We start from the raw sequence: 24659 nt of genomic DNA, 5'->3' as shown, positions 1-24659 counted from the left end.
GTGCCGCGGCTCGCGATCGCCCCTGACTTCCCCAGGGACCTCAGCGCACTGGCACAGCCGGTGCGCAGGGACGCCGTGGTCGCGCTCCGCCGCCTGCTGCTGAACGTCTCCGGCGCACCGCACCCCGAGCGGGTCAGGGGCGCCAGGGACACCCGGGTCGCGACGCTCCGCCTCACTCCGGGCCACCGGGGCGTGGTGGTGCGTCAGCGGGACGTGTACTGGCTGCGTACCGTGCTCCCGAATCCCGAGGCGTGGTCGTACGCGCAGCGGTACAGGTACGGCATCAACCCGGTGATCGGCGTCGTCGAGGAGTGGGACGCCGAGGCCCTCGAACGGGTCGAGCCCGCATTACGCCGATCGGCGGGCGCCACGGGGCTGTTCGACCCGGTGTGCGATGGTGATCTGCTCGCGCTGGGCATCGACGTGCGTGCCCTGCCGCTGGTGCGGCTCATCAGCAACGAGGCCGACGTGGAGGCGCTCGGACCCTTGCTCCCCCCGACCCAGCACCTGCCGCTCGCGGTGCTGGCCCGGGGCGGCTCGCTGTCCGAAGCCTGGCGGGAGCTGGACGCCTGCCGCGCCTCCGACGAGGCCATCGACCGGATCGACGTGGACGATCTCCACGCGGCGCTGCGGCGCAGCCCGGACCGGGCGGTGTTCGCCGCCGACAAGGTGGAGCTGGAACGGGTGCTGGCGGCGCCGGAGTGGTGCGCGTTCCCGCGCCCCGAACAACACCGGCTGGCCCGCGCCACGCGCTACGAGCACCCGGTGCTGCTGATCGGCGGGGCGGGCACCGGCAAGACGATCATCGCGCTGCACCGGGCGGCTCATCTGGCCGCGCACGGGAGCGGCCCGGTGCTGCTGGTGACGTACTCGCAGGGGCTGGGCGACGACCTGTCCGCCCGGCTCGACCAGCTGATCGACGACGGCGTGACGCGCAAGCGGGTCGACGTGGACAACGCCGAGCGGCTGGCCATGCGCATCGTGGCCAGCGCGGAGGGCCAGCGCCCCGCGCTGATGGGCCCCGGCGCGCGCACACTGGCCGAGCTGACCGACGAGGCGCTCCGGCTGCTGTCGAGGACCACGGGCGACCTGCTCGACGACATCGAGCCGGGGCGCAAGCCGTACCGGCACGTCGTGGTGGACGAGGCGCAGGACATCAGCCCGGCGCAGTGGCGGCTGCTGCGCGCGGTGGCGCCCAGGGCGCACGACGACATGTTCATCGTCGGCGACCCGCACCAGCGGATCACCGACACGCGCGTGACGCTCAGCTCGGTGGGCATCCCGGCCCTGCAGCACACGCTCAAGGTGTCCTACCGGCTGCCGCAGGAGCTGCTGTCGTTCGCGGTCCGGCTGCGCGGCGGCGGGCCCGTCGACGGGCTGGTCAAGGGCATGTCCCCGCTGTACGGGTACCGCGCGATGCGCAACGGAGAGCGGCCGATCGTCAGGATGTACGACTCGCCGGAGGCGGAGCTGGCCGGGCTGGTGGCCACGATCGCCGCCTGGCTGGAGGACGGTGTCCCGGCCGGCGAGATCGCCGTCGGCGCGCGTACCACCAAATTGGTCCGTGAGGCACGAAAGGCGCTCGGGCGGGCAGACGTACGGGTGGCGGCGTTCCAGAATCTGAAAGGGCTGGAGTTCGAGCGGGTCGCGCTCATCGGCGTGGCGGAGGGCGTGGTGCCCGAACCGCCGCCCGACGATCCGGGCGCTCGGGCGAGAGCTCTGCAGCGGGAACGGAGCATGCTGTTCGTGGCTTGCACACGGGCCCGATCTATGCTCTATATCTCCCATTCCGGAAGAGGTAGCCCCTTTCTGTCGCTCTGATCACATAGTCTGAACTGCGGATATCTTCCCTTTGCCGGTTGGACCCCAATGAACCTCAGCCTGAGCGACCTAGCGCCACCGCTGCGCTGGACTTCTCCTGTGCAGATCGCGCCGATCTTGGAGGAGTCCCAGCTGCCCGAGGCGTGGTGGCAGGCGATCCCTCTTGACCGCGCATGCGCCGTGATCACCACGCAGACCGTGGCGGGCCATCTCGCCGATCTCGCCGTGACCTGCTGGGGTCACCTGCTGGTCGGCGACATCCTGCCGCTGCTGCGCTTCTCCGACCCGGCCGAGGCCGAGCGGACGCCGGAGATGCTCGGCAAGGACGTGGTGCAGAAGCTGTTCAGCGGGGTGTTCGAGCGGCTGCTCGAACCTCCCTCTGAGACGCTCCCCGCGCCCGTCGCGCGGCCGGACAAGCCACTGCCCGAATTGATCGACGGCCTGTTCGCGGCGTTGGACGAGCGGCAGCGGGCGATCGCCCGCGACCGGCTGTACGCCTCGCAGCGGGCCACGCTCGACGAGCTTGCGCAGCGCTTCTCGGTGACCCGGGAGCGGATCAGGCAGATCGAGCGCGATCTGCGCGACCATGTGGAAGCCTGGCTGGGCGGTCCGGAGGCGGTCGCGCTCGTCGCGCACGTCACCTGGCTGCGCGGCCGGCTGGGCTCGGCCGTACCCGCCGACGATCTGGCCGCGGCGGTGCCGTGGCACCGCGGCGAGCTGCGCACGCTGGGCATCCCCGCCTGGCGGTTCGTGCGCACGCTGCTGACCGGGTACGAGCAGGCCGACGGTTGGCTGATCGCGGGCGGCGCGGATGAGCTGAGGGAGAAGACGCGCCAGTTGTTCACCGACGGGCCGCGGCCGCTCGCCGAGGCCGTCGGCATGGTCACGCAGCTTGGCATCCGCGAGGACGTGGCCGAGCGGTGGATCCTGGCCGTGCCGCAGCTACGCGTGCTGGACCAGTACGTGGTGCCGTGGCCGCGCAGCATCAACGAGAAGGCGGAGGCGGTCCTGGCGGTGGCCGAGCGGCCGTTGACGCCGGAGGAGATCCAGGAGCGCATCGGCGAGGACTACAGCCTGGTCGGCATCCGCAACCAGCTCACCGCCGACGAGCGGTTCCGCCGCGTGGACCGGAACAAGTACGGGCTGACCCGATGGGGCGGCGACGAGTACCTGGGGATCAGGGAGATGATCGCCAGGGAGATCGAACGGGCCGGCGGCGAGGCGTCGGTCAGCACGATCGTCTCGAGCCTCACCTCCCGCTACGACGTCAGTGAGAGCTCGGTCCGCGCCTACTCGGGCGGTCCCGGGTTCGAGCGGACACAGCGGGGCTGGATCCGGGTGGCGGGCACCTCGCCGACCGGGGAGGCCGAGCCGTACCAGCCGCGCAAGGACGTGTCGGAGACCCGGCGCAGCTTCCGCAGCCGCGACGGCCGGTGGTGGCACCGCGTCGACGTCAACGCCGAGCACCTGCGCGGGTCGGGGTCGCCGCTGCCGACGGGCTTCGCGGCGTACCTGGGGATGGCGCCCGGCGGGCAGCTCACGGCCTCGACGCCGTCCGGAGACGTGGTGGTCAGCTGGCACAACCAGCCGACGATGGGGTCGATCAGGAACGTGCTGGCGGACTTCAAGGCCGGGGAGGGCGACCACGTCTTCCTCACCGTGTCCGACGGGGGCGAGCTGCTGACCCGCTACCTCCCCGCGGCCGCGCCGGGGATGCCGCCGCTGAACCGGGCGCTCTACCTGATCGGCTACACCGCTCCGGTCACCTCGGAGATCGAGGGGCTGCGGCTGATCGGGGCGCGCATCGGGCTGCCGGACACGGCGATCCGCGAAGAGGTGCTGGCGCGGCTGCGGGAGCGCGGCGACCGGGACATCATCGGCTTCCTGGGCGGCTGACCGTTCCCTTGGGCTCTTCGCCGCTTTCGGGCTTCCCGGAGTCCGGGGGCTAGGCTCGGGGGATGTTGCGGATCTACGACACGCGCGCCAGGCAGGTCGAGCAGATCGCCCCCGCCCGCGCGATGCGCATGTACACCTGCGGGCCGACGGTCTATCGCCACGCGCACGTCGGCAACCTGCGCTCTCAGCTACTGTCCGACCTGATCCGGCGGGTGCTGGAGCGGCAGCGGGTCCGCATGGTGGTCTGCCAGAACATCACCGACGTGGGCCACCTGGCCGACGACTCGGAGGCCGGCGAGGACAAGGTGCTCATGCGGGCGCGGGCCGAGGGACGCTCGGCGCGAGACCTGGCCCGCTATTACGAGGACGCCTTCAAGCAGGACACCGCCGCCCTGAACCTGCGCCCGCCGGAGCACATGCCCCGCGCGAGCGAGTCGATCGAGCTGATGATCGAGCTGATCGCCAAGCTGATCGAGCGGGGACACGCGTACGCGCTGCCGGACGGGGCGGTCTACTTCGACGCCACCTCCTTCCCGACGTACGGCGAGATCTCCGGCAACCGGCTCGATGCCCTCCGCCCCGACACCACCGACCCCCGCAAGCACTTCCACGCCGACTGGGCCCTGTGGAAGCCCTCCGACGGCGAACTGTCCTGGGACGCCCCCTGGGGCCGCGGCTTCCCCGGCTGGCACATCGAGTGCTCGGCCATGTCGCTGCATTACCTCGGCGACCGCATCGACCTCCACACCGCCGGCATCGACCTGCGCTTCCCCCACCACGAGGACGAACGCGCCCAGTCCGACTCGGCGGCCGGCCACGAGGTGGTGCGTCACTGGGTGCATGGGGAGCACCTGCTGTTCGACGGGCGGAAGATGGCCAAGTCCACCGGGAACGCGGTCCTGCTGTCGGACGTGACCGAGGCGGGCCTGGATCCGCTGGCCGTGCGGCTGGCGTTCCTTGAACATCGCTACCGGCAGCAGCTCAACCTCACCTGGGACACCCTGCACGCCGCCGACCGGACCCTACGGCGGTGGCGGGCCCGGGTGGCGGAGTGGTCGGAGTCGCCCAGCGCGCCGATGGCGGCCGACCACGTACGGCGGGTGGAGTCGGCCTTCGACGACGACCTCGACACGCCGGCCGCGCTGCGGGTGCTGCGCGAGCTGGAGCGGGACGAGTCGGTGGCACCGGGGGCGAAGTTCGAGTCGTTCCTGCATCTGGATCAGGTGCTGGGGCTGGATCTGGCCATCGAGATCGGGCGGTCTCGGGGGACGGCGCTGCCGCCGGGGGCGGCGGAGCTGCTGTCCGAACGGGCGCGGGCTCGGGAGGCCGGGGACTGGGCGGCGTCGGATCGGCTGCGCGAGTCGCTCGCCGCCATGGGGGTCCGGGTGTCCGACTCCCCTTCCGGTCAGGTGTGGGGGTAGTCGCTTTCTCCGGGCTTTTCACGACACAGGTGATCTTTCTTTCCCGGTCGGTCGGCCGCCTCCTGGCGTGCTGGAATGCCGTGTGCGGCGGGGTTTCCGGTGGGGTTCGTGGGGCGGGAGTAGTGATCGTGGGCTGTCAGACTTGAGGGGCTGCGCGAGAGAAGGAGGTATTTGTGAGGTTGCGGCCCTATGCCTGGTTGCCCTGGCCGTTTCGGTGGGTGGCTCGGATATTGACCGTGGTCCTCGTGCTCGCGCTGGTGCTCGCCGGTGTGCTCGTCTACACCGTCCGGCGGTCGTTTCCCCAGGTGGACGGAACGGTCCGCCTGCCCGGTTTAGCCGGGAATGTGGAGATTTATCGTGATAAAGCGGGAATCGCGCAGATCTACGCTGACAGCTCCGAGGACCTGTTCATGGCGCAGGGGTTCGTTCACGCGCAGGACCGGTTCTGGGAGATGGACTTCCGGCGGCATGTGACCTCCGGGCGGCTGTCGGAGCTGTTCGGCAAGGCGACGCTCGACAACGACAAGGCCATCAGGACCATGGGCTGGCGCAAGGTGGCCGAGCAGGAGCTGCCCGAGCTGAGCGACCGTACGCGCCGCTACCTCGACTCGTACGCCAAGGGCGTGAACGCCTGGCTCCAGGCCAACCCCAACGCCTCCGACCGGAGCCTCGAATACTCGGTGCTCAAGGTGCAGAACGGCGCCTACCGGCCCGAGCCGTGGACCGCACTCGACTCGGTGGCCTGGCTCAAGGCCATGGCGTGGGACCTGCGTTCCAACATGGAAGACGAGATCGACCGCGCCCTGGCGCTCACCAAACTGCCCCGCGAGCGGGTCGAGCAGCTGTACCCGGAGTACCCGTACGACAGCCACGCGCCGATCGTCACACGGGGCACGATCGCCGACGACCGCTTCGACGAACGCGCCCGGCTGGGCGCACGCGGCACCACGACCCGCGGCCAGGGCACCACCGGAGCGCTCGCCCAGGCCGCGAAGACGCTCGACGCGGTGCCCAGCACGATGGGCGCCGAGGACCGCGAGGGCATCGGGTCGAACTCGTGGGTGGTCTCGGGTGAGCACACGGCCGGCGGCAAGCCGCTGCTGGCGAACGACCCGCACCTGTCGGCGCAGATGCCGTCCGTCTGGTACCAGGTCGGGCTGCACTGCCGGAAGATCACCGAAGCCTGCTCCTATGACGTGACCGGGTTCAGCTTCTCCGGCCTGCCCGGCGTGATCATCGGCCATACGAACAAGATCGCCTGGGGCTTCACCAACCTGGGGCCCGACGTGGCCGACCTGTTCCTGGAGCGGGTGGAAGGCGACACGTACCTGTACAAGGGCGAGTCGGTGAAGCTGGAGACCCGGCAGGAAAAGATCAAGGTGGCCGGGAGCGGCACGGTCACCCTGAACGTCAGGAGCACCCGGCACGGCCCGCTGATCAACGAGGTGATAGGCGACGTCAAACCGAGCGACGGCGCCAACGCGGTGGCCCTCCAGTGGACCGCCCTGACCCCCGGCACCACCGTCGACGCGATCTTCGCGATGAACGCGGCCACCGACTGGCCGGAGTTCCGCGCCGCGGCCTCGCTCTTCGACGTGCCCGCGCAGAACCTGGTGTACGCCGACACCGAGGGCCACATCGGCTACCAGGCGCCCGGCCGGATCCCCGTACGCGAGAAGGGCGACGGCACGTGGCCGGTGCCCGGCTGGACGGGCGAGTACGACTGGCGCACCGCCCCCATCCCCTACGACCAGTTGCCCTCCGTGGAGGACCCCGCCGACGGCTACATCGTGACGGCGAACAACGCCGTCATCGACCCCAAGCGCTACCGGCCGCTCCTGACCAAGGACTGGGCGTACGGCTACCGTTCCCAGCGCATCATCGACCGGATCGAACAGGAGATCGCGAAGGGCAAGGTCGACGCCGCGACCATGTCCAAGATCCAGCAGGACACCTACAACGGCCTGGCCAAGGACGTGGTCCCGGCGCTGATGCGGGTGCCTCTGGCCGGGCCCGCCGTACAGGCCAGGAAGCTGTTGCAGGACTGGGACGGCTCGCAGGGCGCCAACTCGACTCCCGCGGCGTACTTCAACGCGGTCTGGCGGCACCTGCTCAAGCTGACGTTCGACGACGACCTGCCCGCCGGGGCCCGGCCGAACGGCGGCGACCGTTGGTACGAGGTGGTCAAGCGCCTGCTTGACGCCCCCGACGACCCGTTCTGGGACGACACCACCACCAAGGGCCGTACCGAGACCCGCGACGACATCATCCAGCAGGCGCTGGCCGCGGCGTACCAGGAGGTGGCCGACCGGCTCGGCACCGACCTGACGGCCTGGCGCTGGGGCGATCTGCACCAACTGACGCTCACCAACGGCTCGCTCGGCACGTCGGGCATCGCGCCCATCGAGGCCCTGTTCAACCGGGGGCCGTTCGAGGTGCCGGGCAGCAAGGACGCGCCGAACGCCACCGGTTGGAACGCGCAGCGCGACTACACGGTCACGTCGGTGCCGTCCATGCGGATGGTCGTCGATCTGGGGGATCTGGACAAGTCAGGGTGGATCAACCTGACGGGGGCTTCGGGGCACGCGTTCCACGACAACTACTGGGACCAGGCGCCGCTGTGGGCGAAGGGGGAGCTGCTGCCGATGTACTCGAAGCCGTCGTCCGTCCAGAAGGCCGCCGTCCACACCCTGCGCCTCACCCCCTGACCTTTTTGTCTACGACCACGGCCGTACTTGGATTCAAGACCCTGGGCTGACGCGGACGTCCCCTTTCCCCGTCAGCATGGCGGACATGACTCGCCTCTGGTACTTGATCGGGCTGCTCCTGGTCGTCTCCGGGCTCGTCCATCTGGGCGTGTTCGTGGTCGACGGCGGCCCGTGGGACGGCCCTGTGTCGTGGCGCAAGCCGTTCACGTTCGGGGTCTCGTTCGGGCTGAGCGTGCTCTCGCTCACCTGGGTGTCGCAGTTCGTCCGGCTACGCGGTCGCGACGTGCTGCTGGGCGTCTTCGCCGTGGCGTCGGTCGTGGAGGTCGCGCTCATCACCGTGCAGGCTTGGCGCGGCGTGCCCTCGCACTTCAACATGTCCACCGACGTGGACTCACTCATCGCCAGGACACTGGCCGCCGGCGGCTTCGCCCTGATCGCCGTAGCGGTCTTCATGACCCTCTCCGCCTTCCGCCGCGACCCCACCGTGCCGACCAGCCGGAGTCCCGAGCCAACCCCAGCTCGGCCGCCCAGCATGCGGCTGGCCGTCCAGGCCGGGTTCGGTACGTTCCTGGCCGCGATGGCCTTCGGGGGCATCATGATCGCCCGTGGGGTGGTCGAGGTCATCACCGGCTCCCAGCAGCTCGCCTACACGGTCGCCGGCTCGCTCAAGCCCGCCCACGCCATCCTCATGCACGGTGTGCTGCTCCTGCCCGCCCTGGCCTGGCTCCTCTCCCGCACCCAACCATCCGAACAGACCCGCCTGCGTGTCGTACGGCTGGCGATCTGGATATACATCACCGTCTCCGCGATCGTCTCGGGCCTGGCCCTCTTCGGCATCACCATCGTCAGCCCGTCCACCGCCTCGGTGCTCTGCGCGGGCGCGATCTCGGGCCTGGCCATCGGCGCCCTGACCCTGGGCACCCTCCTCCCCCGCACCCAGCGGCACAGACCTCCGGACGCAGCGGCACGCCCCCACGGCCTCACGGGCTCGCAGGCGCACCCGTAGACCCACAGCACCCCCAAATATCAGGGCAGGAAAGAGCGCGACTCTCCGATCGCCAGGTCCCACAGGCCCTCTCGGGGCAGTCCCTGGGCCCGCCAGGCCGATCGTGCGGTCTCGATCGGTGCGAGCAGCGGCTCCCCCGACAGCACGAACGTGCCCCAGTGCATGGTGGCCATCCGTCGCGCCCCCACGTCCAGGCAGCCCCGCACCGCCTCCTCCGGGTTGACGTGCGCCGCCTTCATGAACCAGTGCGGCTCGTACGCCCCCACCGGCATGAGCGCCAGATCTAACCCGCCAAACCGCTCCCCGATCTGCGCCAGCCGGTCCCCATAGCCGGTGTCACCCGCGAAGTAGACCGAACCGTCGATCACCCACCCGCCCCAGAGCGTCTTGCAGGTGTCCCAGACCGTCCGCCGGCTCCAGTGGTGGGCGGGCACGAAGTCGAACGTGACGTCCCCGACCGACGTGGACCCCCACCAGTCCAGCTCGGTCACCCGGGTGAAGCCGCGCCGGTCGAACCAGGACTTCAACCGGGCGGGCACGAGGATCGGCGTGTCCCTCGGCAGCTTGCGCATGGTGGGCGCGTCCAGGTGGTCGTAGTGGTTGTGGCTGATCACCACGGCGTCGATCCTCGGCAGGTCGCTCCAGGCGACACCCGGAGGCGTCAGCCGCTGCCGCACACCGGGAATCCTGCGCGACCACACCGGATCGGTCAGGATCGTCATGCCGTTGATCTGCAGAACGAAGGTGGAGTGTCCCACCCAGGTGACCATGGTCTCGCCGGTGGCGGCCTGAGGGAGACCGCCGTTGCGCAGCACCGGGATCTGGTCGGCGTCACCGATGTCCGGACGGAACGCGCCGTGCCAGGTGACGCTCAGCAGCTCGCGAAACTCGGGAAGGGGCGCGGTGAGGCGGTCTTTGAAACTGTCCGGCCAGTGCGGAACGTCGATCGTCTGCGTCATGCGCGCCCTCTGCCCTAAGTAGCGGATCAGTCACCCGGACCGATCGCGACCTGCGCCCCTTCTCCACCACAGGGGTGCGCGCGGGTATCCGCCGTCGTCGAGCCCGGCCAGCCGCTCGAAGACGTTGTACGAGGCCTGGTGCCCGCAGACCAGTACGGAGACGAGCATGGCCACCAGGTAGAGCGGCAGCATCGGCAGGCCCGCGCACCAGGCCCACTGGGTGGCGTGCCGGCCCTCGTGCAGGATGAGCTGGTCGTCGAGCGAGTCGCTACTGGTCAGCACGACGTTCCCGACGGTGAAGGCCCCGGCGATGGGGAAGCGATAGCGGTAGCCGAACGCGAGGACGAGGCCGTTGGGCCCGTGCTGCCTCGAGGCACCGCCGAAGACCGAGATCAGCAGACCGAGCGGGGTGGAGAGGTTGACGTAGTTCACCACCCGCCGGAACCGGTAGCGCTTGTTCATGCGTCAGCCTTGACCAATCTTGACAAGCCGGAATAATGATCCGCGTCCTGAAATCTCCCCCAAGAGCAGGATTATGAGATTCACCATCGTGGGTGCGCTGGTCGGCACCATGGCCTTGGCCGGAGTCGGCGGCGTCGCCATCACCCAGACGTCAGCGTCAGATCCCCTCAACTCAACTGGCCCTCCTCTCCGCGTCGAAGTGGCGTTACCAGCCACCACCCCGACGACGACTCCCACTCCTAAAGTCGGGAAGTACACCGCGAAGACGAAGGTCGTCAAGAAGAAGGGCGTCTCGTATCTGGATGTATCCATCAAGTACGACGGCGCGGCCCGGTTCAGCGTGAAGCAGAAGGTCTGCAAGACCAAGTCGTGCAAGACGACGACCACCGACCTCCCCGTGACCACCGGCGCCGGCCAGAGCAGCAAGAAGATCGGCAAAGGCAGCTACAAGGTCAAGGGCAAACCCAGCATCAAGGTCAAAGTCCTGCCCTGGCCCACCCGCACCGTGACAGCCTCCCCGACGGCGACGGCCACGGCCACGATTACCGACACCGCTGACCCTGCCGATTCGGCGACCGATACGGCAACCGCGACGGTGACCCAAACGGCCACGGCAACCATCACGGTCACCCAGGCGGCCACGGTCACGGTCACCGAAACGGCCCCGGCGGCGACGGTCACCGCCACAGCCACCTTCACCTGCCAACCAAGTACCGAAGCACCGGTGGCTCCCACCGCGATCCCATCGACCTCGGAAATCCCGGAACCCACCCCGACCACGACCCCGACGGACACCCTCGTTCAGACGCCGGCGGACACAGTGACACCGACCGAGCCCTCCGTGGCCTCGGTGCCCACCTGCCCGGCACCGTCTGAAACGCCGCCGGAGACCGCCACGACGTCAGGAACACCGACGCCGACAGTCACGGTCCCTACTGCCGAGGCCCAGTAACCCATGGCTCCGCCGACCTGGCTCCCCTCCGGCGCCGGGTCGGCGGTCTCCCCGGGCTCCACAAGCACCGGCCTGCGAACGACCACGGCCGGGGTCAAGAACGCGCACGTCACGGCGGCCAGCGATCTCCACCGGAGGAGCGTGTCCCTGGACAGAGCTCGGCTCCGTATGGCGGGTGGGGCCCACTGGGCTGGCCGTACAAGATCAAAAAAGGGAGTGGGCTGGCCGTAAAACTGCTTATAAGGTTTTGTAGCGGCCCTGATGGTAGAGAAGCGGACGGCCGTCAGCCGGCCCGCCGAGGGCAGTCACCCCACCCACCACGATCGAGTGGTCACCGCCCTCATGGACGGAGGTCGTACGGGCCTCCAGGGTCGCCAGGGCGTCGGTGAAGAGCGCCACGCCCGACTCGCCCCGATGGTGCGCCCACCGATCCAGTTGCCCGTCGAGCTCGCGCCCCCGATGCGCGAAGAACCGCGACGCGTCCTCCATGGACTCCGGCAGCACCGACACCCCCCACACCCCCGCCTCCAGGACGGCGTCGTGGAACCGGGCCACCTTCTCCGCGCAGAACAGCACGAGCAGCGGCTCCAGTGAGACCGACGTGAACGAGTTCACGGTCATCGCGTGATCGATCCCGTCGAGCCTGGTCGTGACGATCGCGACTCCGGTGGCGAACCGGCCGACCACCTCGCGGTAGGCGTTCCGCTCGACATGCCGTTCTGTGGAACCATGGTGCACGGTCGCTACTTTATGCCGCTACGTCGGGTTCCCTGGCTGCTGGCCGTGCAGCAACCACGAGCCGCCGCTCGACGAGGGCGCCAGGAAGAAGGCCACGATCACCGCCGCCATGCCCCCGTAGAGGTAGACGTACCCGGCGGGATTGCCGGAGATCACCAGGTCGCCCTGCGAAAGCTTGACCGAGAACGGCATCGACACCAGCAGCCACCCGAGCGCCGTCACCGACACCCCGAGGCGCGAACCCATGAGCTTGCCCGCCCCGAGGCAGACGACGAAGAGCGCGAGCAGCCAGCCGATCGCCGAGCCCGGAATCACCCCGACGAACGCGACAGGACCGACGTGCCACGACGCCTGCGTGAACCCGCCCACGACGCCCATGACCAGCCCCAGCACGAACAGCATGCCGTAGGCGGCTCCACCCAACGCCGACTCGGCCTGGCTGCGTTGCTCCATGAAGCACGAGGTTAGTGGATGCCCGCGAAGAGATCGTTCTCGCGGTGGTGCGGGGCTCCTATGCCGCCCGACTCGATCGGCGCGCCGGGCATCGCGTGGCCGGGCACCCCGATCGCCAGGATGTAGTGCTCGACGCCCAGCGCCTCCTGGCCGATGTTGTTCGACAGCGCGAACCAGGGGTCGTCGACGCTGATCTGCGTGGCGTGCGCGCGCATGGCGTCCAGCTTGTTGCCGACCCACGGCCGCGCGTCGATCTCCGTGGTGATCACGTCGTCGGGGCTGCCGAACGGCATGTCATCGACGTCCTCGACGAGAAAGTCGACGTCGGCCGCGCGCAGCGCCTCGGCCGCGCGGCGCATCACCGACCTGGCGACGGCCGTGTGGTAGAACTTCGCGATCCGCCACGGCTCCCCCTCGCCGAAGCGCGGGTCGGAGGCGAGCTCGTACGCCCGCCGCGAAACGCGGTGTGCCTGGATGTGGTCGGGATGCCCGTAAAAGCCGTTGTCGTCGTACGTGACGAGGACCTGGGGCCGTACCTCGCGGATGACCTTGACCAGCTCGCCCGCCGCCTCGTCGAGGTCGGCCTGCCAGAACGCGGTGGACCGGTCGTTGGAGGCGACGCCCATCATGCCCGAATCGCGCCAACGGCCCGGCACGCCGAGGAAGCGGTGGTCCTCGACGCCGAGCGCCTCGCAGGCCGCCGTGAGTTCGGTGATGCGGTGTCGGCCCAGCGTGTCGTCGCGGTCGGCGGCCAGGTGGGCGAGCTCCTGGGGGATGACCTCCCCCTCCTCGCCGAGTGTGCAGGTCACGAGCGTGACGTGCGCGCCTTCCGCCGCGTACTTGGCCATCGTCGCGCCGGTGCCGATCGACTCGTCGTCGGGATGGGCGTGCACGAGCAGCAGCCGTCGGTCAGTCATGAGTTCGAGCGTACTGGCAGGATTAGGGCCATGAGTGAGAGCTTCCCTCGCCTGTCGGCCAGGACCCGCCGGTTCACCCTCGGAGTGCCCAGGGGCTTCACGATCTCCCCCGACGGCGGCAAGGTCGTGTTCCTGCGGACGAAGTCCGGCACCGACCCGGTGACGTGCCTGTGGGAGCTCGACACCGAGACGCATGTCGAGCGCCTCGTGGTCGACCCGCGCACGCTCGACGCCGACGACGGCGACCTCCCGCCCGAGGAGCGCGCCCGGCGCGAACGCAGCCGCGAGCAGGCGGGCGGTGTGGTCGGCTACACCACCGACTCCACCGCGTCCAGGGCCGCCTTCGCGCTGTCCGGCAGCCTGTACGTCACCGACCTGCCCGGCGGCGACACGCGGCGGCTGGAGACGCCGGGCTCGGTCATCGACCCCCGCATCTCCCCCGACGGGCAGCACGTCGCCTACGTCAGCGCGGGCGCCCTGCGGGTGCACGACCTCGTGACGGGTGCCGACCGCGCGCTCGCGGAGCCCGAGTCGGAGACCGTCACGTACGGCCTGGCCGAGTTCATCGCCGCCGAGGAGATGGACCGGATGCGCGGCCACTGGTGGTCGCCGTCGAGCGACGCGCTCCTGGTCGAGCGGGCCGACGAGGCTCCGGTCCAGACCTGGCACATCGCCGACCCGGCCAACCCGGACCGGCCCCCGACGGCTCAGCGCTATCCGGCCGCCGGCACGCCCAACGCGGTGACGCAGTTGTTCGTGCTCGGCCTCGACGGGTCGCGGGTGGCGGTGCCGTACGAGGACGAATACCTCACGACGGCCGCCTGGAGCTCCCACGCGCTGTCGATCGTCACCATGTCACGTGATCAGAAGAGGTTGCGCCTGCACTCGGTCGACCCGGCGACCGGCCGGTCCACGCTGGTCCGCGAGGACACCGATCCGGCCTGGGTCGACATCGTCACCGGCGTGCCCGCGCACCTCGACGACGGCTCGCTGGTCTGGGTGGCATCCGCCGACGGCGGCCACCGGCTGTTCGTGGGCGACCGCGCCGTCACCCCGCCCACGCTGCAGGTACGCGCGGTGCTCGACGTCGACCACGACAGCGTGCTGTTCAGCGCGAGCGGCGACCCCACCGAGATCCAGTTGTGGACCTGGGACGGCCACTCGCTGCTGCCCGTGTCGACCCGTTCCGGCGTGTTCTCCGGGCGGATGTCCGGCGGCGTCGGCGTACTGACCGAGCAGAGCCTCGACGCCGAGGGCGTGTCCACCACGGTTGTACGGCGCGACGGCATGGCGATCCCGATCCCGTCCATGGCCGAACCCCCCGGCCTCGACCTCCGGGTCTCGCTCGGCCGTTCCGGCCGCCGCGAGCTCGCCACCGCCGTGGTGCTGCCCTCCTGGCACGAGCAGGGCTCCCGGAAGCTCCCGGTCCTGATGGATCCGTACGGCGGGCCGCACGCGCAGCGGGTGCTCAACCGTCGCGGCGGCTACCTGGAGAGCCAGTGGTTCGCCGAGCAGGGCTTCGCCGTCATCGTGGCCGACGGCCGCGGCACCCCTGGCAGGGGGCCCGCCTTCGAACGTTCCGTGCTGAACGACCTGGCCACTCCCGCGCTGGAGGACCAGATCGACGCCCTGCAGGGGGTGGCCGAGCAGTATCCCAACGACCTCGACCTGACGAAGGTGGCCATCAGGGGCTGGTCGTTCGGCGGCTTCCTGGCGGCGCTGGCCGTGCTGCGCAGGCCCGACGTGTTCCACGCCGCGGTGGCGGGGGCGCCCGTTACGGACTGGCGGTTGTACGACACGTGTTACACCGAGCGATACCTGGGCCATCCGGACGAGCAGCCCGATGTGTACGACAACTCCTCGCTCTTCGGTGACGCGGCCAAACTGGAGCGGCCGTTGTTGCTGATCCATGGGCTGGCTGACGACAACGTCGTGGCCGCGCACACGCTGCGCCTGTCGTCCGCGCTCCTGGCGGCCGGGCGCCAGCACAGCGTGCTCCCGTTGTCCGGCGTCACCCATATGACGCCGCAGGAGGTGGTGGCGGAGAACCTGCTGCTGCTGCAGGTCGAGTTCTTGAAGCGGTCCCTGGGCGGGTGACGCGGGTTCACCTGCCGACGAGGCTCCTTGGACCCTCGGAGCGACTTCCATCCGCTGACCGGTGACCACCTGAATCCTCAGGCAAGCGACGCAAACCTCACCCACCCACCACGAACCACCCGAACCGCAAACAGGCGAGCGCGACCCTCACCGACCCAGCAGGATGACCGTGAGCTGATTCCCCGGGCGGTAGGTGTCATCAGCCCGTGGCATGACATGCCACGGGCTGATCTGCCTCCCCGCAGACCAGCCCGTGGTCCGATGTGGCCGAAGCCCCCTCTGCGGGATCGTCGTGCCCATGTTCAAGCCCATCGTCTTCCCTCTCGCCCTCACCCTCCTCACCTCCGGCCTCCTAACGCAGCAGGCGGCACCTGCCCTCGCCGCACAACAAACGCCCACCCTCACCTGGACCACTTGCCCAAACGACAAGGTCGGGATGACGTGCGCCGACCTCCAGGTCCCCGCCGACTGGCAGAAACCCGACGGCCGCAAGATCACTCTCAAACTGGGCCGACTGAAGGCCACCGGCACGTCCTCCGAAGGATCGGTCCTGATCGCCTACGGCGGCCCTGGCGGTCCGGGCATCGCCTTGACCCAGACCTACGCCAACCTCTGGGCCAAGCTCCGCGAACGAATGGACGTCGTCACCTGGGACACCCGCGGCTACGGCGAGCAGTTCGGCGGCCTCAGCACCGGGCTGGCCTGCACCTGGACCCGCGTCCCACTGCCGGACTTCCCTGAAGACGACGCCGACTTCGGGCGGCTGTCCGACACCAACCGCGGCTACGCCGAAGCCTGCCGCAACAAGGACCCCGAGCTGTTCGCCAACATGAGCTCGGCCGACAACGCCAGAGACATGGAGGCCATCAGGAAGGCCCTGGGCGAGGCCAAACTCAACTTCTACGGCGCCTCCTACGCCGGGATCTACGCACAGGACTACGCCCGGCTCTTCCCCGGCCAGGTGCGCACCATGGTGCTCGACGGCACGATCAGCCACAGCGGCACCGACTGGACCACCGACACGGCCGACATGGCCAAAGACAACGAGACGTCCTTCACCCGCTTCTCCACCTGGTGCGCAGGTGCCGGCAAGTGCCAGGAAGTGCCCGCCCAGTGGCGCGGCCTGGTCGCCAAGGCCGACCGCTCCCCGATCCCCGCCAAGTCGGCCGGCATCGCCTATACAGGCCGCGACCTGCAATCCCTCGCCCTGGGGATCGCCCAGCAGGGCGCCGACGGCTACCCCAAGCTGACGGACGCCATCCGCAAGGCCGTACACGGTGACGCCTCCGGCTTCGTCCCTGCCCGCGGCGCCCGCTACCCCGACCAGTCAACGGGCGTCACCGAATGCACCGACTGGCCGCGCCCAGCCAGCCGCGCCGAGCTCAACAAGATGATCGCCCGCCTCCGCAAAATCGCCCCCAACACGGGCACAGCCAACACACTGGCGACAGGCACGCTCGGCTGCGTCGGCTGGCCAGTGTCGGTGACCAACCCGCCCGCACCCCTCCCCAAGGGCCTGCCGCCGATGCTCGGCGCGGGTGCCTGGCGCGAGTCGGACGCGGTCGCCCGCATCCTCACGCAAGTCCCAGGCAGCGCCACCATCCACCACGACGGCCCAGGACACACGCTCTACGCCTCCAACGAATGCGCCCGCACCCACATCATCCGCTACTTCACGGACCGCACCCTGCCATCCGAATCAACGAAGTGCTGACCCCTGAAAGCCTCCTCACCTCCAGCCGAAGCGCTGGCCGCACACTAACCACCCACCACCAACCCTCCCCCTCACGAGGTCAGGAGCGAGTGACGGCCGGAACGCCATGCCAGCTACTCCACAGGGCCGCGTACGAGCCGCCCTCGGCGACCAGTTCTTCATGCGAGCCCAGCTCGCTGATCCGCCCATCCTCCACCACTGCCACCCGGTCCGCGTCGTGCGCCGTGTAGAGGCGGTGGGCGATGGCGATCACCGTACGCCCGTCGAGCACTGCCGCCAGCGACCGCTCCAGGTTCCGGGCCGCGCGGGGGTCGATGAGCGAGGTGGCCTCGTCCAGCACGAGCGTGTGCGGGTCCGCCAGCACCAGGCGGGCCAGCGCCAACTGCTGGGCCTGGGCGGGAGAGACGGCCAGCCCACCGGACCCGACGACCGTGTCGAGCCCGTCGGGCAGGGCGAGCACCCAGTCGAGCGAGTCGACCGCGGTGAGCGCCGTGCGCACGGCGGTGTCGTCGGCGTCCGGGCGGGCGATCAGCAGGTTGTCGCGGAGCGTGCCCTTGAAGATGTGGTGCTCCTGGGTGACCAGCGCGACGTGGCCGCGCAGATCGTCGATGGGCAGCTCGACCAGGGGCACGCCACCCACCGACACCGAGCCGGTGCGCGGGCCGTGGATGCCGGCCAGCAGCCTGCCCAGCGTCGACTTGCCCGCGCCGGAGGGGCCGACCATGGCCAGCCGCTCCCCCGGCCGGACGGTCAGCGACACGCCATGCAGCACGTCGCGACCCTCGCGGTAGGCGTAACGGACGTCGTCGGCCTCCAGCAGTTCGCCCGCGGGCTGCGCGGTGGAGGCCGTCCGGTCGTCGGGCACGTTCGCCACGCCGAGCAGCCGGGCCATGGCGGCGCCGCCCACCTGCAACTCGTCGATCCACATGAGGAACCGGTCGAGCGGGTCGATGAGCTGCTGCGCGTACAGGGTGGCGGCGGTGACCTGGGCCAGCGAGACCCAGCCATTGGTGTAGAACAGTCCGCCGACCAGCAACGTCGAGACGATCGGGATCACGTAGCCGAGCTCGACCATGGGAAACCAGACGGTGCGCAGCCCCAGCGTGTAGCGTTCGGCGGCCCACGAGCCGCCGATGTCGCGCGCGGTCCGCGCCTCGCGCCGCCGCTGGAGACCGAGCGCCTCCACGGCCCTGGCGCCCTCGACGGTCTCGGCGAGCCCCTCGGTCATCTCCGCGTAGGCGGCGTTCTCGCGCAGGTAGCCGTCGCGGGCCCGGTTGAGATACCAGCGGGTGGAGATCCAGAGCAGCGGCGCCGCGATCAGCATCGGCAGCATGAGCAGCGGGCTGACCAGCACCACCGCGCCCACGGTGATCGCGAAGGTGACGATCGCGATCAGCGTCTCGGGTACGGCGTGCCGGACGGTCCGGGAAAGGGAGTCGACGTCGCGGGAGGTCCTGGTGATCAGGTCCCCCGAGCCGGCCCGCTCGACCGTCGACAGCGGCAGGCCGAGCACCCGGTCGACGAAGTCCTCGCGCAGTTCGGCGAGGACCTTCTCGCCGAGCTTGGCCGAGGCGAGCACCGCGTAACGTACCAGCGCGCTCTGCCCGAACAGGAACACTCCGATGCCGACGGCAACGAGCAGCACATTGACGTGGCTGCCGTCCTGGACGTTCTGCACCAGCTTGCCGAGCTGCCAGGGCACGGCCAGCCCGACGATCGCCGCGAGCCCGTGCAGGGCCAGGACGATGGCGAGCCGGCGCGGATACTTGAGCGTCAGCCGCCTGGCGTAGGCGCGCACCTGTTTCTGGTCGGCGACCGGCAGGATCTCGCGGGCCATCGTCAGTCCTCCCCTCTCGTCACGGTCGCGGTGTATTCCGGCGAGGTCGCCAGCAGGTCACGGTGCGTGCCTTCGGCAAGCACCCTGCCGTTCTCGACGTAGATCACATGGTCGGTGCGGTCGAGCACCAGCGGGCTGGTCGTGCAGACCAGGGTGGTCTTGCCGGCGCGGGCCTTGGCCAACCGCTCGCCGATGCGGGCTTCGCTGTGCGCGTCGACGGCGCTGGTCGGCTCGACCAGGATGAGCACCTCCGGATCGGCGAGCAGTGCCCTGACCAGCCGGAGGCGTTGCTGCTGCCCGCCGGAGAACTCCCGGCCCGCCTCGGCCACCACGGCGTCCAGCCCATCGGGCAGGGCCTCGATGATGTCCTCGGCGCAGGCGGCGTACAACGCCTGCCGTACCCGCTCGTGAGAGGAGTCGCCACGGACGTCAAGCTCGTCGCGGAGCCTGCCGGCGAACAGGCGGGCGCCGTTGTCGGCGACCAGGATGCGCGTACGGACCTCGGCCATCGGCAGCGTCGCCAGGTCGGCCCCGCCGAAGGTGACGTCGCCGTCGGAGTAACGGCCCAGCCGGTCGGCGATGGCGATGGCGTCCTCCGGCGCGCCGGCCGCGATCGCGGTCAGGACGCCCGGCTGTACGGTGACGCCGCTGTAGGAGTCGCGCAGCACGCCACCCTCGCTGGTGCCGGTGCCCCCCGACACCTCGGGCTCGATGGACAGGATGCGCACCACCCGGCGGGCCGCGACATGCCCCTTGGTCAGCTTGTCGGCGACCTCGGTGAGCGTGCGCATCGGGCCGATCAGGAAGACCGCGTAGCCATAGAAGGCGACGAGCTGTCCAGTGGTGATCTCGCCGCCGATCGCGAACGACGCGCCGATCCCGGTGACGACCGCGATGAGCACTCCGGGCAGCAGGATCTGCGCGCCTTCGAGCAGCGACTCGACCTTCGACACACTGACGCCCGCGTGCCGTACTCGCTGGGACTCTTCGCGGTAGCGCGCGGCGAACACCTGCTCGCCGCCGATACCGCGCAGCACCCGCAGGCCCGCCACGATGTCGGCCGACCGGGTGGACAGGTCGCCCGCCAGATCGCGCTGGATCTTCTGCCGCTTGTGCAGCGGCCTGAGCAGGGGCCCGACCGCGACGGCCATCAGCGGCACCCCGAACATCACCAGCAGGCCCAGCGGCAGCGAGGTGGAGATGAGGATCACGGTGACCGCGATGATCGCCACGACAGAGCCGGTGCCACGCAGCAGGATGTCCATCGAGTTGCCGATGTGGGAGATGTCGGAGTTGCCGACGCTGACGACCTCACCGGTCGACACCCGCTTGGGCAGCGTGGCGCCGAGCCGGGTGGCCTGCCTGGTGGTGACCTGTACGGTGCGGTAGGCGGCGGCCAGCCAGTTGTAGACCGCCATCCGGTGCCGCATGATCCCGGTGTACGCCTGGATCAGGCCGAGCCCGAACATGATCGCCGACCAGGTCAGCAGCGCCCGGGTGTCCTTGGCCGTGACGGCGTCGATGCCGTTACCGAGCACGGCAGGGACCAGCGCCTGCACCAGCCACCAGACGGTGGCGAAGCCGATGCCCGTCAGCAGTGCCGGCGTTTGCATACGCGCGTTCCACCACAGGTACCGGAGCGGGCTGCGGATGTCGGGCATGCCGGGATCGGCTTCAGGAAGGGAGCGCATAGCTCAACAAGGTTGACAAGACGCCTGCTTACCCGGCAAACCATTTTCCGACTGACGACCACGCCAACGCCCACCGACCAGGCCCACCGGAGCCCGTCACCCTTGACACCCAACCTCCACACATACGACCTGACCACGGTGAACTCCACGCCCATCCGAGACCGCCGGTCCGCTCAGGCGTCGACACCCCTCCACCCGCAATCGCAGCATTCCAACCCATCACCCGCCCCACCCCAAACCACCCGCCAACGCTCCGGCCGAGACCCCCCGTTCAGTTCCCGTTCCCGTTTCGGGCGGGATCGCCCGTGCCCGCTTCGAACGGGATTGCCCCTCCCCGCTTCGGGCGGATCGCCCCCGCCCGACCTCCAATCGCCCGCCTCGGCCCCACCACGGATCACCCGTCACCGCCTCGGCCGAGAGCGGTGATCCTGCCTCGGCCGGCAGCGCCACCCGCCTCACCCCAGCGGCCCGACCGGCATCCTCCACCGGGGTCGGAGCGTTCCGGCGAAGTGATCTACTACCCGATCACTCGTTCGGACGGCTTCCGATCAAATGCCGCGGCGCGGGACACGCCGAAGCGCTTTACAGGGCGCATGTTCGCATCGGGATGACACTTCGTAGTGCTTTCGCCGTTCAGCCGCCCGGTGCCTGCGGTTTCCGCGCCGTTCTACGGAGGGCCCGGTCTTACACCGTGTATCGAGGGCGGCTCAGGTGATTCCGGGGACCTCCGCGGTGCGCCAGAATCGGTCCCTGTGAAGCACGGGTACACCAACAGCACGGTCGGCGACGACACATGGGTCGTCAAGTGTTACGAGGGTCCTGACGCGGCGATCCGTCTCAGGACCGAGAGCAGGTTCCTGCGCCGGTTGCGCGGGCGGCTGCCTGTGCCCGCCGTACATCAGGTGACCCTCACGAGCGTGACCACCCGCTACGTACGTGGCGCGCACGGCCAGGACCTGCTCGACGAAGGCCGCGTGATCGAGGTCCTGGCCGGGTGCGGGCAGACGCTCGCCCGCATCCACAAGCTGGGGATCGTGCACGGCGACTACGGGCCGCAGAACCTGCTGTTCGACCCGGCCACGTTCGAGACGGCGGCGATCCTCGACTGGGAATGGGCGCACCCGGGCGAGCCGATCGAGGACCTCGCATGGTGCGAGTGGATCGTGCGCATGCACCACCCGGAACACGTACCGCGCCTGCCGTCCTTCTTCGACGCGTACGGTGGGCCGGTGCCGTCCTGGCCGGACCGTCACGCCGCCATGCTGGCGCGCTGCCGTGCCCTGCTCGACTTCACCGGCCGGTGGGAGCCGGGCGGCGACGGCGAGAAGCTGTGGCGCGAGCGCCTCGACATCACCGCCTCCTGGACCGCCTGACACACCCGGCCCGAGCCAGGAGATCAGGGCAGCAACTGCAGTCGCCAGTCGTTGCAGCGGATCGGATGACCGGCCGGGTATTCGAAGTCGACCTCCCCGACGAACGTGAACCCGGCCTTGCGGCAGATCGCATTGGACGCCGGATGCCCCACAGACGGGTAGGCGTGCAGATGCCTGTTCCTACCCTCCGCCCGAGCCTTGGCCGCCACGGCGACGGCGGCGGCCGTCGCGATGCCCCGCCCCTGAAACTCCGGCAACACCCCCCAGCCCGTCTCATACACGGTCTCGCCCTGCCATTCCCGCTCCCAGTAGCCGATAGACCCGGCCGACTCCAGCTCAGGCTCCACGACCACGCTGAACATGGCACCCAGACCCGGAGCATCCAGCTTGAGATAGCGCTCGTGCCGCGCGACCACCTGATCCTCGGTTTCGGGACCGCCCAGGTGCTCGGTCATCTCGGGGTCGTTGAGGCGGCGCAGTAGCTCGAGGTCACCCTGCGACCAGGGCTCAAGCCGGACAAAAGGTATCTCCATCCCGCGGATGGTACTCAACGAGTCTGACAACCATGATGCTGTCCTGTACGGGTGAACCGTGCGAACTTCGGGCTCACCCTGCCGGCCGGGTCGCAGCGTCCGGATCAAGGCTGCCAACCGAGCGTCCGATCAGAGCCGAGCAGGGTGCGCCCGGTGACAGCGGTGTTGCCACACTGTCAGGATCGGAACATGTCCCGCGATCTTCGGCTGCGAGCCACCTTCGACAGCGCGGCCAGCTCCTATCAAAACGCACGGCCCGACTACCCGGCCGAGCTGTATTCCGACCTGCTTGCCATCACGGCGATCACGCCGCCCGCGCACCTGCTCGAAGTCGGATGCGGTCCGGGGAAAGCCACGCTGCCACTGGCACGGATGGGCTTTCGGATCACCGCGATCGAACTCGGTGCCGCCCTGGCGGCGGAGGCACGGCACCGCCTCGCCGAATTCGCCGACGCTTCCGTGATCACCTCATCATTCGAAGACTGGGAGCCGCCGACAGGGGTCCGCTTCGATCTCGCCTACGCGGCCACGGCGTGGAAGTGGGTGGACCCGGAGGTCAAGTACGCGAAAGCCGCCAAGCTGCTCACCCAGGGCGGGCACTTGGCCGTGTGGAACGCCGACCACGCGATGCCGGCCGACTTCGACCCGTTCTTCACCGAGATCCAGCAGGTTTACGAGGAGATCGGCGAAGGCCATGACGGCCCGTGGCCAGGGCCGCCGCCCGAGGACCTGCCCAACCCCATCGCCGCCGAGTTCGAGGCCTCCGGGCATTTCACGGTGGTCGGGACGAGGCTCTACGTATGGGCTCTGCGCTACACGGCAGACGAATACATCGCCCTGCTCAACACGTTCTCCGGCCACATCGCCATGGAGCCGGCCAAGAACGAACACCTCTACCAGGAGATCCGCCGCCGCCTCGCCGCACGCCCGGACGGACGACTTACCCGCCACTGGTCGGTCGTCCTCACCATCGGCCGCCGCCTGTGACGTGGAGGTAAGGAGACCCAGAGGAGCAGAGCTCACCGGACGTGGTGTCCATCATTCGGAATCACCTGACGTCTTGCAGGTCTGCAACTAGGCAGTACGACAATGCGCTGGATCTTGTCGTTCTCTCCTCGGAAACCGCACACTCACCTGCTTGGCTCAGGTCATGACGACCATCGCGTATCTTGACCAACTTGCCGCCAGCGCCCCGGGTCGCGCGTACAAGCGGATTTGCTGACCATGATGGACCTGCGGCCTGGCCAGACCGTGCTCGACATCGGTTGCGGGCCCGGCACCGACCTGGCCGGCCTCTCCGACGGCGTCGGCTCTTCCGGTACGGTGATCGGCCTCGACCATGATCCGGTCATGGCGGACCAGGCCCGGGTACGGCTCGCCGACCGTACCAACGTCGAGATCCTCGTCGGCGACGCCCAAGGGATGCCGCTCGCCGACGGCAGCGTCGACCGGGCTCGCACGGATAGGATGCTGCAGCATGTGCCAGATCCGGGGCGAGTGCTGGCGGAGTTCCGCCGCGTGGCCCGACCGGGCGCCGTCATCGCCATGGCCGAACCCGACTGGCACGGCCTGCTGATCGACTCGCCGGCAAGCGAGGGCCTCGTCCGGCACATCACCACGAAGTCATCCGGAACCCGGCCATCGGCCGCAGCCTCGTCCGCCTCGCCGAACAGACCGGGCTGACGGTGCGGACCGCGGTGGTGTTCAGCCCGGTGATCCGGGACCTGGAGACGGCCGAACAACTCTTCGGCCTCCGCCGGACCCTCTCCAGGGCGGTGGACGCGGGCTACCTGGCCCCCGCCGACATCGGCTCGGCACCGTTCGTGGTCAGTTGCACGCTGTTCATGGTGGTGGCCGACGCCCCTTGACGCTGCCCGCCCTTGACACCCGGCTCCACCGACACCCACCCCAACGACACCCCAGGGACGGCGGCGACTCTGCCCCGCGACTGAACCGGTGCCCGGACCGGACGGGTGGCCGGACCTAACCGGGCGGGTGGACCGGGCGGGTGGACCGGGCGGGTGGATCGGGCGGGGCGGGTGTCGGACCGAGCGGGGGTCGGACCGAATCGGTTCCCAGAC

20 protein-coding genes are annotated in these 24659 nt (G+C 69.7%); 12 read left to right on the top strand and 8 right to left on the bottom strand.

The window, feature by feature from the left end; genetic code table 11:
- From KLK06_RS34280 to KLK06_RS34260, 5 genes are all read left to right on the top strand, one after another.
- Window positions 1-1821: a UvrD-helicase domain-containing protein gene (locus KLK06_RS34280; protein WP_214639739.1), complete on the top strand. Its 1821-nt coding sequence runs from the start codon at window positions 1-3 to the stop codon at window positions 1819-1821.
- A 99-nt stretch (window positions 1822-1920) separates the two neighbouring features.
- Entirely contained in the window at window positions 1921-3717 is a 1797-nt protein-coding gene (locus tag KLK06_RS34275) for a sigma factor-like helix-turn-helix DNA-binding protein (RefSeq protein WP_308168571.1), read from the top strand.
- Window positions 3718-3779: 62 nt separating this feature from the next.
- Window positions 3780-5138, top strand: coding sequence for a cysteine--tRNA ligase (gene cysS, locus KLK06_RS34270; protein WP_214639737.1), 1359 nt, complete (start codon window positions 3780-3782; stop codon window positions 5136-5138).
- A 245-nt stretch (window positions 5139-5383) separates the two neighbouring features.
- On the top strand, window positions 5384-7846 hold the full coding sequence (locus tag KLK06_RS34265) for a penicillin acylase family protein (RefSeq protein ID WP_214639878.1): 2463 nt from the start codon (window positions 5384-5386) through the stop codon (window positions 7844-7846).
- An 85-nt stretch (window positions 7847-7931) separates the two neighbouring features.
- Window positions 7932-8852, top strand: coding sequence for a hypothetical protein (locus tag KLK06_RS34260; RefSeq protein ID WP_214639736.1), 921 nt, complete (start codon window positions 7932-7934; stop codon window positions 8850-8852).
- 20 nt (window positions 8853-8872) lie between these two features.
- Here KLK06_RS34260 and KLK06_RS34255 read toward each other — a convergent pair whose 3' ends face one another.
- Both KLK06_RS34255 and KLK06_RS34250 read right to left on the bottom strand, forming a co-directional pair.
- Window positions 8873-9811 carry an MBL fold metallo-hydrolase gene (locus KLK06_RS34255; protein ID WP_214639735.1) on the bottom strand — a complete coding sequence of 313 codons (939 nt, stop codon included), beginning with the start codon at window positions 9809-9811 and terminating at the stop codon, window positions 8873-8875.
- 30 nt (window positions 9812-9841) lie between these two features.
- Complete coding sequence (locus tag KLK06_RS34250) at window positions 9842-10273, bottom strand: hypothetical protein (protein WP_214639734.1); 432 nt, start codon at window positions 10271-10273, stop codon at window positions 9842-9844.
- Window positions 10274-10361: 88 nt separating this feature from the next.
- Between KLK06_RS34250 and KLK06_RS34245 the strand changes: the two genes are divergently transcribed.
- Window positions 10362-11225 carry a hypothetical protein gene (locus KLK06_RS34245; protein ID WP_214639733.1) on the top strand — a complete coding sequence of 288 codons (864 nt, stop codon included), beginning with the start codon at window positions 10362-10364 and terminating at the stop codon, window positions 11223-11225.
- A gap of 237 nt (window positions 11226-11462) precedes the next feature.
- Here KLK06_RS34245 and KLK06_RS34240 read toward each other — a convergent pair whose 3' ends face one another.
- The 3 genes from KLK06_RS34240 to mshB are packed head-to-tail and all read right to left on the bottom strand — an operon-like array spanning window position 11463 to window position 13333.
- Window positions 11463-11963 (bottom strand): flavin reductase family protein, encoded by a 501-nt coding sequence (locus KLK06_RS34240; protein WP_214639732.1) that lies wholly within the window; start codon window positions 11961-11963, stop codon window positions 11463-11465.
- A gap of 18 nt (window positions 11964-11981) precedes the next feature.
- Complete coding sequence (locus KLK06_RS34235; RefSeq protein WP_214639731.1) at window positions 11982-12416, bottom strand: DUF6113 family protein; 435 nt, start codon at window positions 12414-12416, stop codon at window positions 11982-11984.
- Between the two features lie 11 nt (window positions 12417-12427).
- A complete protein-coding gene (gene mshB / locus KLK06_RS34230) occupies window positions 12428-13333 on the bottom strand; it encodes an N-acetyl-1-D-myo-inositol-2-amino-2-deoxy-alpha-D-glucopyranoside deacetylase (RefSeq protein ID WP_214639730.1) in 906 nt (301 codons plus the stop codon).
- Window positions 13334-13363: 30 nt separating this feature from the next.
- On the opposite strand from mshB, the gene KLK06_RS34225 reads away from it, so the two are divergent.
- Both KLK06_RS34225 and KLK06_RS34220 read left to right on the top strand, forming a co-directional pair.
- Entirely contained in the window at window positions 13364-15430 is a 2067-nt protein-coding gene (locus KLK06_RS34225; protein ID WP_214639729.1) for a S9 family peptidase, read from the top strand.
- A gap of 298 nt (window positions 15431-15728) precedes the next feature.
- The gene (locus KLK06_RS34220; protein WP_214639728.1) at window positions 15729-17144 is read left to right on the top strand and encodes an alpha/beta fold hydrolase; all 1416 of its coding nucleotides are present in this window, start codon (window positions 15729-15731) and stop codon (window positions 17142-17144) included.
- Window positions 17145-17223: 79 nt separating this feature from the next.
- On the opposite strand, the gene KLK06_RS34215 is transcribed toward KLK06_RS34220, so the two are convergent.
- Window positions 17224-18981: an ABC transporter ATP-binding protein gene (locus tag KLK06_RS34215; protein WP_214639727.1), complete on the bottom strand. Its 1758-nt coding sequence runs from the start codon at window positions 18979-18981 to the stop codon at window positions 17224-17226.
- Window positions 18982-18983: 2 nt separating this feature from the next.
- Window positions 18984-20672: an ABC transporter ATP-binding protein gene (locus KLK06_RS34210; protein WP_250906417.1), complete on the bottom strand. Its 1689-nt coding sequence runs from the start codon at window positions 20670-20672 to the stop codon at window positions 18984-18986.
- A 752-nt stretch (window positions 20673-21424) separates the two neighbouring features.
- Between KLK06_RS34210 and KLK06_RS34205 the strand changes: the two genes are divergently transcribed.
- Window positions 21425-22045 carry a phosphotransferase gene (locus KLK06_RS34205; RefSeq protein ID WP_214639726.1) on the top strand — a complete coding sequence of 207 codons (621 nt, stop codon included), beginning with the start codon at window positions 21425-21427 and terminating at the stop codon, window positions 22043-22045.
- Window positions 22046-22068: 23 nt separating this feature from the next.
- Here KLK06_RS34205 and KLK06_RS34200 read toward each other — a convergent pair whose 3' ends face one another.
- The gene (locus tag KLK06_RS34200; RefSeq protein WP_250906416.1) at window positions 22069-22578 is read right to left on the bottom strand and encodes a GNAT family N-acetyltransferase; all 510 of its coding nucleotides are present in this window, start codon (window positions 22576-22578) and stop codon (window positions 22069-22071) included.
- A 189-nt stretch (window positions 22579-22767) separates the two neighbouring features.
- Between KLK06_RS34200 and KLK06_RS34195 the strand changes: the two genes are divergently transcribed.
- The 3 genes from KLK06_RS34195 to KLK06_RS34185 all read left to right on the top strand — a co-directional run bounded on the left by KLK06_RS34195 (window position 22768) and on the right by KLK06_RS34185 (window position 24446).
- Entirely contained in the window at window positions 22768-23565 is a 798-nt protein-coding gene (locus tag KLK06_RS34195; RefSeq protein ID WP_214639725.1) for a trans-aconitate 2-methyltransferase, read from the top strand.
- 228 nt (window positions 23566-23793) lie between these two features.
- Window positions 23794-24261 carry a methyltransferase domain-containing protein gene (locus tag KLK06_RS34190; protein ID WP_284735212.1) on the top strand — a complete coding sequence of 156 codons (468 nt, stop codon included), beginning with the start codon at window positions 23794-23796 and terminating at the stop codon, window positions 24259-24261.
- A 2-nt stretch (window positions 24262-24263) separates the two neighbouring features.
- Window positions 24264-24446 (top strand): hypothetical protein, encoded by a 183-nt coding sequence (locus KLK06_RS34185; protein WP_214639723.1) that lies wholly within the window; start codon window positions 24264-24266, stop codon window positions 24444-24446.
- Window positions 24447-24659 lie beyond the last annotated feature (213 nt).

The sequence above is a fragment of the Nonomuraea sp. NEAU-A123 genome (assembly GCF_018603905.1).
Taxonomy (GTDB): Bacteria; Actinomycetota; Actinomycetes; order Streptosporangiales; family Streptosporangiaceae; genus Nonomuraea.
Note: the sequence above shows the minus strand (reverse complement) of the source record. Positions and strands in the feature narration are given on the sequence as shown.

Bases quoted from the DNA above. Each gene is read 5' to 3' on its own strand.
- cysS (WP_214639737.1), top strand. From the start codon at position 3,780: ATGTTGCGGATCTACGACACGCGCGCCAGGCAGGTCGAGCAGATCGCC.
- KLK06_RS34260 (WP_214639736.1), top strand. From the start codon at position 7,932: ATGACTCGCCTCTGGTACTTGATCGGGCTGCTCCTGGTCGTCTCCGGG.
- KLK06_RS34255 (WP_214639735.1), bottom strand. From the start codon at position 9,811: ATGACGCAGACGATCGACGTTCCGCACTGGCCGGACAGTTTCAAAGAC.
- KLK06_RS34250 (WP_214639734.1), bottom strand. From the start codon at position 10,273: ATGAACAAGCGCTACCGGTTCCGGCGGGTGGTGAACTACGTCAACCTC.
- KLK06_RS34235 (WP_214639731.1), bottom strand. From the start codon at position 12,416: ATGGAGCAACGCAGCCAGGCCGAGTCGGCGTTGGGTGGAGCCGCCTAC.
- mshB (WP_214639730.1), bottom strand. From the start codon at position 13,333: ATGACTGACCGACGGCTGCTGCTCGTGCACGCCCATCCCGACGACGAG.
- KLK06_RS34225 (WP_214639729.1), top strand. From the start codon at position 13,364: ATGAGTGAGAGCTTCCCTCGCCTGTCGGCCAGGACCCGCCGGTTCACC.
- KLK06_RS34220 (WP_214639728.1), top strand. From the start codon at position 15,729: ATGTTCAAGCCCATCGTCTTCCCTCTCGCCCTCACCCTCCTCACCTCC.
- KLK06_RS34215 (WP_214639727.1), bottom strand. From the start codon at position 18,981: ATGGCCCGCGAGATCCTGCCGGTCGCCGACCAGAAACAGGTGCGCGCC.
- KLK06_RS34210 (WP_250906417.1), bottom strand. From the start codon at position 20,672: ATGCGCTCCCTTCCTGAAGCCGATCCCGGCATGCCCGACATCCGCAGC.
- KLK06_RS34200 (WP_250906416.1), bottom strand. From the start codon at position 22,578: ATGGAGATACCTTTTGTCCGGCTTGAGCCCTGGTCGCAGGGTGACCTC.
- KLK06_RS34195 (WP_214639725.1), top strand. From the start codon at position 22,768: ATGTCCCGCGATCTTCGGCTGCGAGCCACCTTCGACAGCGCGGCCAGC.